Source organism: Marinitoga lauensis (genome assembly GCF_004135675.1).
In the GTDB taxonomy this organism is placed as follows: domain Bacteria; phylum Thermotogota; class Thermotogae; order Petrotogales; family Petrotogaceae; genus Marinitoga; species Marinitoga lauensis.
The window spans coordinates 1-8,399 of sequence record NZ_QHLX01000016.1 but is presented as its reverse complement, the minus strand read 5'-3'; the positions used below and the strand labels follow the sequence as shown (position 1 = coordinate 8,399).

8 protein-coding genes and 5 pseudogenes are annotated in these 8,399 nt (G+C 28.0%); all 13 read left to right on the top strand.

Going from position 1 to position 8,399, the window contains the following annotated elements; genetic code table 11:
- Positions 1 to 1,250: pseudogene (locus DJ007_RS20975) on the top strand (DNA-directed RNA polymerase subunit beta); the annotation flags it as partial.
- Positions 1,251 to 1,278: 28 nt separating this feature from the next.
- A pseudogene (locus DJ007_RS20970) lies at positions 1,279 to 1,690 on the top strand (hypothetical protein); the annotation flags it as partial.
- Between the two features lie 182 nt (positions 1,691 to 1,872).
- Positions 1,873 to 2,007, top strand: coding sequence for a hypothetical protein (locus DJ007_RS20965; RefSeq protein WP_276318816.1), 135 nt, complete (start codon positions 1,873 to 1,875; stop codon positions 2,005 to 2,007).
- 784 nt (positions 2,008 to 2,791) lie between these two features.
- Positions 2,792 to 2,950, top strand: a complete 159-nt coding sequence (locus DJ007_RS20960) for a hypothetical protein (RefSeq protein WP_276318815.1) — start codon at positions 2,792 to 2,794, stop codon at positions 2,948 to 2,950.
- Positions 2,935 to 3,127 (top strand): annotated as a pseudogene (locus DJ007_RS20955) (hypothetical protein). The gene DJ007_RS20960 and the pseudogene DJ007_RS20955 overlap by 16 nt, the downstream one beginning before the upstream one ends.
- Positions 3,128 to 3,434: 307 nt before the next feature.
- Positions 3,435 to 3,632, top strand: a complete 198-nt coding sequence (locus DJ007_RS14295) for a hypothetical protein (protein ID WP_129410158.1) — start codon at positions 3,435 to 3,437, stop codon at positions 3,630 to 3,632.
- A gap of 113 nt (positions 3,633 to 3,745) precedes the next feature.
- The gene (locus DJ007_RS15045) at positions 3,746 to 3,895 is read left to right on the top strand and encodes a hypothetical protein (protein WP_165974214.1); all 150 of its coding nucleotides are present in this window, start codon (positions 3,746 to 3,748) and stop codon (positions 3,893 to 3,895) included.
- Positions 3,874 to 4,286, top strand: a pseudogene (locus DJ007_RS20655) (hypothetical protein); the annotation flags it as partial. The gene DJ007_RS15045 and the pseudogene DJ007_RS20655, both read left to right, overlap by 22 nt.
- 347 nt (positions 4,287 to 4,633) lie before the next feature.
- Positions 4,634 to 5,538 (top strand): annotated as a pseudogene (locus tag DJ007_RS20650) (DNA-directed RNA polymerase subunit beta'); the annotation flags it as partial.
- Between the two features lie 266 nt (positions 5,539 to 5,804).
- Positions 5,805 to 5,951 (top strand): hypothetical protein, encoded by a 147-nt coding sequence (locus tag DJ007_RS20950; protein WP_165974213.1) that lies wholly within the window; start codon positions 5,805 to 5,807, stop codon positions 5,949 to 5,951.
- 433 nt (positions 5,952 to 6,384) lie between these two features.
- Positions 6,385 to 7,293, top strand: coding sequence for a hypothetical protein (locus DJ007_RS14275; RefSeq protein WP_129410155.1), 909 nt, complete (start codon positions 6,385 to 6,387; stop codon positions 7,291 to 7,293).
- A gap of 5 nt (positions 7,294 to 7,298) precedes the next feature.
- On the top strand, positions 7,299 to 7,538 hold the full coding sequence (locus DJ007_RS14270) for a hypothetical protein (RefSeq protein WP_129410154.1): 240 nt from the start codon (positions 7,299 to 7,301) through the stop codon (positions 7,536 to 7,538).
- 70 nt (positions 7,539 to 7,608) lie between these two features.
- On the top strand, positions 7,609 to 8,091 hold the full coding sequence (locus DJ007_RS14265; RefSeq protein WP_129410153.1) for a hypothetical protein: 483 nt from the start codon (positions 7,609 to 7,611) through the stop codon (positions 8,089 to 8,091).
- Positions 8,092 to 8,399: the final 308 nt, after the last annotated feature.

Below are 8,399 nucleotides of genomic sequence, written 5' to 3'. Positions count from 1 at the left end.
AAAATGTACTTGTAGCATTTATGCCATGGGAAGGTTATAATTTTGAAGATGCTATACTTGTAAATGAAGAATTGCTCGAAAGAGATACATTTACCTCATTACATATTGAAGTATATGAAACCAAAGCTATGGATACGCAATTAGGTCCTGAAGAAATTACAGCATATTCCAAATGTAAAAAAAATCATTAAGAAATCTTGATGAACATGGTATAGTTAGAGTTGGCGCTTACGTTACATCAGGAGATATTTTAGTTGGTAAAGTAACTCCAAGAGGTGAATCAGAAACATCTCCAGAAGAAAAATTAATTAGATCAGTTTTTGGAGATAGAGGTAAGACGTTAAAGATACTTCATTAACTGTTCCTCATGGAATTGAAGGTAGAGTTATTGATGTAAAAGTATATACAAGAAAAGATATTCCTGACCTTGAACTGGTTGTAAATCAATATGTTAAAGTATATATGCTTCAAAGAAAACGTTAACGTTGGAGATAAATTAGCTGGTAGGCACGGTAAAAAGGTGTTGTTTCAAATATTTTAAGAAAAGAAGATATGCCTTTCTTACCAAATGGAAAACAATTGAAATGATACTTAGTCCTTTAGGTGTTCCTTCACGTATGAACCTTGGGCAGTATTGGAAATGCATCTTGGTTGGTTAGCAAATTAACAGAAAACATTTTGCTACTCCTATATTTGATGGTGCAAAAGAAAAGAAATTATGAAAGCATTATATGAAGCAGAAAAAATAATAGAATGGATGAATTGGATAAAGTTCGTAAAGAATATGGACTTGATTTAGGAGACATCCAGAAGTTGAAAGTGGAAAAATCGTGTTAAGAGACGGTAGAACAGGTGAACCTTTTGATTATCCATTGCTATTGGATACATGTATATGTTAAGATTGGTTCACATTGCAAAAGATAAAATGCACGCACGTTCTACAGTCCATACTCATTAATTCACCAACAGCCATTGGTGGTAAAGCACATTTTGGTGGTCAAAGATTCGGTGAAATGGAAGTTTGGGCATTAGAAGCTTATGGTGCTGCGCATACATTACAGAAATGCTAACATATAAATCAGATGATATTAAAGGTAGAAATGAGTATATAAGCATATTAAATGAAAGAATTTACCAGATCCTGGTATTCCTGAAAGTTTCAAAGTTTTAGTTAAAGAATTACAGGGTTAATGTTAGATGTTCGTTTGTTTGATGAAGACGGTAATGAATTAGATGTAGATAAATTATAATCCCCTCAAGAGGGTAAAGCATGGTAAAATGACATCATCATTAAAAGGAAAATTGCAAAATCAAAGTGGAATTGCTTCTCCTGAAAGAATAAGAGAATGGTCAAGTGGAGAAGTAAAAAAACCTGAAACTATTAATCACAGAACATTTAAACCTGAAAGAGATGGGTTATTCTGTGAAAAGATTTTGGTCCTGTTAAAGATTATGAATGTACTTGTGGTAGTATAAAGGTAAAAGTATGAAGCACAGTATGTGAAAGATGCGGTGTTAAAGTAGAATCTAAAGAAGCCAGAAGAAGAAAAATGGGCATATAGAATTAGCAGCTCCAGTGGTACATATCTGGTTTTTGAAATCGTCACCATCTATTTTATCCATACTATTGAATATACCAGTAAAAGAATTAGAAAACATCATTTATTATGGTTCAAAAAGGGTTGTTGAAAAAATATGGTTAATTACGGATCCAAAAGATTCTGATATGTTTGATTATGTGATATGCTTCATAACACCGAATATGAAATTTTTAAAGAAAAATGGACTTTGAAGTAGAACAGGCTGTGAAGTTTTACACGTAAAAAACAAACCAATGGCCAAAAGAAGCGTGTTGTAAGCATTGAAACAGAAATGACTCAAGCCAAACATGAGATTACATGGGTAAAAATAACAGACGAAAATGGTATAGAAGAAAAATGGCCTATATTCGAAGGTTCTACATTATTCGTTGAAGAAGGCGATGAAATAGAAGAAGCACACAATTAGCTGACACATTTTTATATGAAGAAGAAATATTAACAGCCAGTGAATACTTAATTTTGAACAATTCTATCCTTCTACAATAGAGATAGAAAGAGATATAGAAAGAGATACCCTATATTGGTTATAACAGCTATAGACCCAGAAGTCGAAAAGAGATTGTAAAGGTATAGGGAGCACATTATTACAGGAAGAATATGAAGCATACTATGAACTTTATGTGATAAAATAACTGCTGATTATGGTGGAGAGCTATTAAAAGTTACTCAAAAATATTGATTTACATGAATTAAAAATACAATTAGAAGCAGAATTAGCAAAGTTAGATAAAAAAAGTGCAAAAGCTTAAAATTAATTAAACGATTAAAAGTTGTAAAAGACTTCTTAAAATCCGGTAATAAGCCAGAATGGATGATAATTGAAGCATTACCAGTAGTTCACCAGATATAAGACTTTGATTCAAATAGATGGCGGAAGATTTGCTGCTACAGACTTAAATGACTTATATAGAAGAGTTATAAACAGAAATAACAGACTTCAAAAACTATTTGAAATTGAAGCACTGAAATAATCATTAGAAATGAAAAAGAATCCTGCAACAAGCTGTAGATTCTTTAATATATAATGGCCGTGTTGGTAAAGCTATGACCGACAGAAGTGGAAGACTTTAAGATCATTAACAGATTTAATCAAAGGTAAAAAAGTAGATTTAGAAGAAATCTTCTTGGAAAACGTGTTGACTATTCAGGAAGGGCTGTTATCGTTGTTGGTCCTGAATTAAAATACACGAATGTGTCTTCCAAAGAAAATGGCAATGGAATTATTCAAACCATTTGTATTGAATAAATTATTAAAAGATTCTAATGCATCAAGTAAGAATGCAAGAAAATTAAAGAAAACTATTATAGAAAAAGAAATGCCTGAAGCCTGGAAATGCTTGAAGAAGTAATTAAAGGACATCCTGTAATGCTAAACAGGGCACCTACATTACATAGAATTTCTATACAGGCATTCATCCAAGATTGATAGAAGTAATTCTATACAATTACATCCATTAGTATGTCCTCCATTTAACGCTGACTTTGATGGAGACCAGATGGCTGTTCATGTACCATTATCAACATAGCTCAGGCTGAAGCTAAATTTTTGATGTTGTCAAGATATATATCATTTCACCAGCTAATGGAAAACCTATATCAATGCAGGTAAAGATATGATGCTGTGCTTATATCTAACCACTGTTGATAAAAAATACTTTGATTCTAAAGAATTGCCTAAAATCCAAAGGATTTAATTGAAAATAACAATAAAATTAAATATATTTTTGGAGATGAATTCCAGGCATTTTATGTCCATGAATATGAAAAAATAACAAGACATGAGTAGTAGTTGAAAACGGTGAGTTAAATGGTCAAAACCAACATTGATATTACATGAACCAATGGGGTTATAACAACGGCGAAATTATCAAAACCACTGTTGGAAGATTAATATTCAAAGAAATTCTTCCAGAACCAATTGGAAGATTTAATCCTGATTTCAATAAAATCTACAAAAAGAAAGAAATTAAAAATCTTATATTTGACACATTTAAAATCATGGAATTGATAGAACAGCTGATTGTTAGATGATATCAAATATTTAGGATTCCATTATGCAACGTATCTGGATTAACAATTTCTGTAAGAGATATTGTTGAATCAAAAGAAAGATTAGAAATTATCAAAAATCAGAAAAGACTGTTATGGAAATCGAAAAATATTATGAAGAAGGTTATTTAACAGATGAACAAAGATATAAAGAAGTCGTTAAAGTTTGGGAAAAGACAATTGCTGCGGTTACTGAAGTAACAAGTAAAGAATTCAAAAAGTATCCATTCAATCAGTATGGATGATGGTTGATTCCGGAGCTAGAGGTAATATCGACCAGTTGAAACAGCTTGCCGGTATGAGAGGTCTTATGGCTGATCCATCAGGTAAGGTTATTGAATTGCCAATTAAATCTAACTTTAGAAATGGGTTATCAGAATTAGAATTCTTTATCTCTACACACGGTGCTAGAAAAGGTCTGCTGATACAGCATTAAGGACATCTACAGCTGGTTATTTAACAAGAAGATTAGTAGATGTTGCACAATCAATTACCGTTACAGAACCAGATTGTGGTACTGAAAAAGGTATCGAAGCAAGAGAGTTAATTGCAGATGGATTAAGAATAGAAAAACTATCTGATTACTTATTCGGTAGAGTTTTAGCCAAAGATGTATTAGATCCACAAACTGATGAATAATTTCACATCCAGAAACAGGTAAAAAATACGTTAAAGATGTAATGCTAGACGAAGAAGATGCTGAATTCTTAGCAAACTACAAAACAAAGATTCCAGTAGTTGAAACAATTAAAGATATTGAGATTGATAATATTAATTTATACTTACATAATATATTAAATAGTGATGTAATAATTGACGGTGAATTACTATTCTCAAAAGGTACAAAAATTGATAATGATTTAATTCTTTCATTAAAACAACATAATGTAAAAACCGTTGATATAAAAGAATATAAAGCTGTTAACTTCGTATTCGTAGGAGATAATCTAAAAGTTGAAGATGAAAATGGAAAATTAATTACACTGGCAATTATCAGGAAAAAATTGATGAGGATACAGCAAGAAAATTAGAACGATATAATATTTCGGAAATCGAAGTTAGACCATCAATTTATGTAAGGTCTATATTAACATGTGAAGCTGAACATGGTGTTTGTGCTAAATGTTATGGTATGGATTTATCAAATCATAAAAATAGTAAATATCGTGAATCAGTTGGTATTATAGCTGCCCAATCAATTGGAGAACCTGGTACACAATTAACAATGAGAACTTTCCATACTGGTGGTATTGCTACAGCAGGTGATATTACACAGGGTCTTCCAAGAGCTGAAGAATTATTTGAAGCAAGAAAGAATTTAAAAGGTCCTGAAGCCGAATTCTCTACAGTAAAGGGTATTGTTAGAAAAATTGATAGGGATGAAAAAGGAAGACTTGTATTCATAGTTGAAGATTTTAAAGGCGAATTATATACATACACTGCTGATCCAAAAGTTAAACCTACAGTATCAGAAGGGGATAAAGTAGAACCGGGTTATAGGTTAACTTCCGGTAATATAAAACCAAGAAGATTATTAGAAGAATTAGGGGCAGAAGTTACATTTGATTATCTATTAAAGGAAATCAAAAAGATTTATGCTGAACAAGGTGTTGAGATCCACGATAAACACTTTGAAATAATAATCAAACAAATGTTCAATAAAGTTGAAATAACATATGCTGGAGATACAGACTTTATGCCTAAAGATTTAGTAAACATTAAAGCTGTAGAAAAAGTTAATAAAAAGATTTATGAAGAAAATAAAAAAGTTGAAGAAAATAGAGAAGATATTATTGGCAAGAAATTAGCCGAAAAAATTTCTATAAAAATGGCGATGAAAATGAAACAATCGGTGAAGTTGGTGATGAAGTTACAAAAGAATTATTAGATAAAATAATCGAAGTTGGTATAAAAGAGGTTGAAGTATTTAAAACAGAACCTCAATTATTAGAAACTGAAGATGGAGAAATTAGATTAGTCGGAGAAAAGAAAGTATATTTAATTAATCCAAAAGAACCTGCAAGATTTGAAAGAAAACTATTAAGAATAACAAAATCATCTCTTGAAAGAGAAGGTTGGTTAGGTGCTGCATCATTCCAACAAACAGTTCAAGTATTAACAGAAGCTGCATTAGAAGGAAGAGAAGATTACCTTATGGGTCTAAAAGAAAATGTTATTGTTGGACAACCAATACCAGCTGGTACTGGATTAAAGGCTTTCTTGGAATCTGAAATTTCTGTATTCGAATTACCAACATTCCCAACAGAAGAATCACAATCAGAAGAAAGCGCTGCATCATAATAAAAATAAATAGTAAATAGTAAATAACCTAAGGGACCTGTTTTGCAGGTCCTTATTTGTATTAGATTAGTAAAAAATTTCAAAATATTTACTATATAAAAATATATTAACATCGAAGAAATTGATAATATAAAGCTTTCTATAAACTAAAATTTAACAATAAAATATATCAGTTGATATAATAAAGGTGTAAATTTATTAGATTTACGAAAAGAGAAATTTACCACAAATTTACGTTAATGTTGCTGTTTTTTTGATAAAATTATTTTGAATAAAATAAGTAAAAAAATTTTTTAGTATGTCTATTATAACGAAAAATATAAATCATTTATAATTTGCGACTTATAAAGTTATAAAATTCACAATATATGTATTTTTTTTAATTGTAATATAATTAAAATTTTTAATTCATAAAAGGGAAAGGGTGGATGTTTTGAAATACTTAAAAATTTTGTTTTTACTGATTATAATCTTATTTGGTAATATACTATATGGATATGTAAAAATCGATAAAAATAAATTGCATTCATTATATGATTATGCACAAAAATATTATGTTAAATATGAAACACAAAATCTAGAGATTTATTTTGAAAAAGATTCTCCATTTAGAAAACATATTGCTGTTTATGCAAAATTATTTCAGGATGAGGTAGATTATTTTATTAAAGTATTTAAAGAAAAAGAAATCCCAGAAAAAATTGTTATTGTCATTATTAATAATGATGCAGATAAATTGGCATTTTCTAACAAGAATGCGTCATTTACTACAGCGATAATGGATAAGGATAAAATTAAAACCTTTATTTTTTCAACCATATGGGCTGTTCCGCATGAAATAGTTCATGGTTTATGTGGTATATTATGGGGTAAAAGTGGAGTTCCATATATAGATGAAGCTTTTGCAAGTTGGTTTAGATGGTATGATAATCCATATGTTATAAATAGTTATAATAAAATAATAAAAAAAATAATAATAGATTCTGACGAATTTAAAGATTTGACGTTTAATGAGAAGTTTAAAAAGATTTTCTTTAATTATAATAATGGTTATACTTTTGGTATTTCATTTTTTGATTTTATTACAAAAAAGTATGGTTATAATGAACTAAAGAAATTATATCAGGAATCTGGAATCCTTTCAGAAAAAATGCTGGAGGAAAAATTAAAAGAATATGCTAAAAACTGGCTTAAATGGCTGGGAGAGACATATTTTGAAGGTAATTATTACTATAAAATGATTTTTAAATACTATAATCATAATTTTACGGATACCATGGAACTAAAAAAATTATATTCAATAAAAAATATTACAAATAATTTTATTTTAATTCGCAGCTAAATACATTGATTTTTAATTTAGATTATTCTACAAGAAGTGGTTTCATATATTATTTAAATAATAAAAAGATAGAGATTTATGATTCAATTCCTTTAGCAGTTTCAAAAAATTATATAGTAAAATTTGAAGATTATAATTCATTTTATATTTTTGATAGAAATAACACAAATAAAAAGATAAAATTAAATATAAATTATAAATATATAATTCCATCTATATTTATATTAGAAAATGAAAAAAATTAATAGTAGTAAATGGAGAAAAAATAAATGAAATTAAAGAATACAGTATTGATACCGGGAAACACATAAAACAATGGATTATAATAAATATATTTCTACAATAAAAGAAATAGATGGGAATATAATATATGGAACAACAGATGGAAATATAATAACAGAAAATAAAATTATAAAAATATCAGATGAACCTATTAGAAAAATTGTTGAAACAGAAAAATATATAATAATCCTTTCTGGAATGGATGAATTAAGTATATTGGAAAAAAACACTTTAAAAATTATAAAAAATATTAATAATAATGAATATATACATGATATATCAACAAATAAAAAAATACAGGCATTATATATATTATATGAAAAAGGAATAATTCGAAAAATAAATTTAAAAGATTTTAAAGTAGAATATGAAAAAAATGCAGGATTTGATCCTGTGAAAAACAAAGTAATTTTGACAGAAAAATATCTCATAAAAAGTGATGATGATTATATAAATTTCTATCTTTTAGAAGATAATGAAAATCAAAAAGAAAAGATGTTGATTATAAAAATATAAATTTAAAAGAATATAAAAATATGAAGAAAATATAAAATATTATAATATACAAAATGGATATGAAATAATAGAAAATGAATATGCAGAATTAACAATAAAAAAGAAGGACAAATAATTTTTAAAAAAGAGTTAGAAGATTATCTGTCGAAAATAAAAATAATTAAAGATAAATTATTTATTTCATGTGAAAATGGAGCAATTGAACTATATAATATAAACACAGGAAAATTATTGTATAAAGATAAAAAATACAGAAAATAGCAGATTTTGATGGAGAATACATATATTATGGGAATAAAAATTATGAA

What these genes read in the sequence shown, in the direction of transcription:
- DJ007_RS20965 (WP_276318816.1), top strand. Translation starts at nt 1,873, where the DNA reads ATGACTCAAGCCAAACATGAGATTACATGGGTAAAAATAACAGACGAA.
- DJ007_RS20960 (WP_276318815.1), top strand. Translation starts at nt 2,792, where the DNA reads ATGTGTCTTCCAAAGAAAATGGCAATGGAATTATTCAAACCATTTGTA.
- DJ007_RS14295 (WP_129410158.1), top strand. Translation starts at nt 3,435, where the DNA reads ATGAACCAATGGGGTTATAACAACGGCGAAATTATCAAAACCACTGTT.
- DJ007_RS15045 (WP_165974214.1), top strand. Translation starts at nt 3,746, where the DNA reads ATGGAAATCGAAAAATATTATGAAGAAGGTTATTTAACAGATGAACAA.
- DJ007_RS20950 (WP_165974213.1), top strand. Translation starts at nt 5,805, where the DNA reads ATGGGTCTAAAAGAAAATGTTATTGTTGGACAACCAATACCAGCTGGT.
- DJ007_RS14265 (WP_129410153.1), top strand. Translation starts at nt 7,609, where the DNA reads ATGGATTATAATAAATATATTTCTACAATAAAAGAAATAGATGGGAAT.